Below are 1,900 nucleotides of genomic sequence, written 5' to 3' on the forward strand. Positions count from 1 at the left end.
TAGTGCGCATTAGGATTTCTGCATTAAAAAGGACTTGGTATGTCTAGACCTATCGCGCCGCTGTTTTTGCTGGCCATCATCTCGCTTCTCACTATCTTGATCATGTCTCAGTTTTTCGGTGGGTTTGGCTCAGGGTTCGCCGGATTCATGTTGTCTCTTACCCTTCGCTGTCTGTAGTGCGGTAAATGGGTGTTATGGTAAATCCTTCATTCATGACACAATTTGACTCGTGATTATGTAACCAAATGGAGTCGGTTTGTGGAGCACGATAAGTTTATGCTGTATGGCCGTGGATTAGGGTTATGGCAGAACCCGCGGAAAAGTATCGAGCCTGATCCGATAAAGTATTTCAGGGATGATCCCGTTTATCTAACCCCGCCAAAAGAACAGTATTTTTCATCAGCTCCAATTATCAATATGGAAAGAGAGCGGGTTGATAGCATCATTAAAAATGAGCCTGCGATATTTGAAATTGCCGAAAACGTAAATGCAAAATCAGGAAAGCCGCTGATCGAGTTGGATTTTTTTGATGAAGTGGACGCAAACGAGGGAATTATTGATGCTGCGGCAACGGAAATGGATTTAAACCCAAGTCTTTTAAAAGCTGTTGTGTACATGGAGTCCACGCATGGGTATTACGACAGGCTTCACCCGCAGAACCGCACATTTAGACCAATGAACATATCTTATGAAACATGGGGCGGTATAGCCCAAGAGCTTGGGTATACAAAAGATCAAATCATAAATGATCCTGTGGCAAACATAAGAACTGGTGCCGTTATTCTAAAGCGCATTTCAGCTCGAGTACCGAACCCAACGATAAGAAAGGTTGCGAGCATATATAACTTTACAGGGGCTGAGTCTGTTACTGATTACGGAGCTCGTGTTGATGCCATTAGCAAACAAGTCTTGTGGAAGATGCGATGAGGTTACATAGGTTTTTTGCTTGGTTTGTCGGTGTTGTATCTATCGGCGTTGGGTGTTTAGCAGCCTTTGCTGCCGTGAGTATGAATGAAGGTTCAGAGCTGTGTATCGTCTTTATTGATGAAGGGCGAAAAGTAGACCCTTTTTCTTGCCAGCTCAGCGTGTTAGCGGTGTTAAAAACATTCTCTTTATATGTTGGCGTAGCTTTGTTTTACGGACTGATTTTTTACCTGCTCACCTCAGTGAGCATTCTTCTTTGGCAGCGTATATTGAGGCGTTTTACAAAAAAAACACAATAAAAGCCTAATGCCCCCGTGGTGGGTACACCAAAAAAACGGGAGCGTAGCGACCTGCGCCTAGATCGCTTGCGGTGTTCTCAGGTTTTTAGGGAGAGTGTGCCAGTTCAGAAATCCTACACTTTCCATGTCTCTTAACTTCACTTTATCAGGTGCTTGTTATCGTACAGCGAGACGGGGTAGAGCCAGCTTCTTTCCCGAGCTGGTTAGGGAGTCTCAGAAATTTCTCCCACCGTTTGCCTGTTTATCCTGCCGGAGTCCGGGGCGTAGACCTGAAGTTTTGAGTTGGCGTGTGTGGTTTTATGTCGTTGAATGGTGTTTAGCTGGTAGTGACATTGCTAGCCAGCCCTGCTACGATTAGATTTCTGAGGTCTGGTTCGTAGCAGGCACACGCCGCAAAGAATTAGAGCAACTAAGCCGAGTTGGTGCAAGCCTTCTCGGCTTTTTTGCATTTAAAATCTAGAAAAAGTTATTGATCGCGGAGCGTTTCTTTCCGTTTAGCTGATCGGTCAGAGTGATTGTGTGTAAAGTCTGGGGCAGTTTTTACTGTCCCTACTTTTCCACATGAACGCCTTCACCCCCCTTTTTCTTCGCTCGCCAACAACCGATTTAAAAGACTAAGCCAGCATACACAGAGTGCCCTCTAACCGCTTCGCGGCCAGTGGTCATCTGTGTGCCGG

At 45.4% G+C, this 1,900-nt stretch carries 2 protein-coding genes; both read left to right on the forward strand.

Annotated features, from left to right (window positions below; translation table 11 throughout):
- The first annotated feature begins 258 nt into the window (after positions 1 to 258).
- Positions 259 to 927, forward strand: coding sequence for a lytic transglycosylase domain-containing protein (locus L975_RS00380; protein WP_047706617.1), 669 nt, complete (start codon positions 259 to 261; stop codon positions 925 to 927).
- On the forward strand, positions 912 to 1,223 hold the full coding sequence (locus L975_RS00385) for a hypothetical protein (protein ID WP_156121033.1): 312 nt from the start codon (positions 912 to 914) through the stop codon (positions 1,221 to 1,223). Before L975_RS00380 ends, L975_RS00385 begins: the two co-directional genes overlap by 16 nt.
- Positions 1,224 to 1,900 lie beyond the last annotated feature (677 nt).

The sequence above is a fragment of the Plesiomonas sp. ZOR0011 genome, from assembly GCF_000800945.1.
Taxonomy (GTDB): domain Bacteria; phylum Pseudomonadota; class Gammaproteobacteria; order Enterobacterales; family CAMTGL01; genus Plesiomonas; species Plesiomonas shigelloides.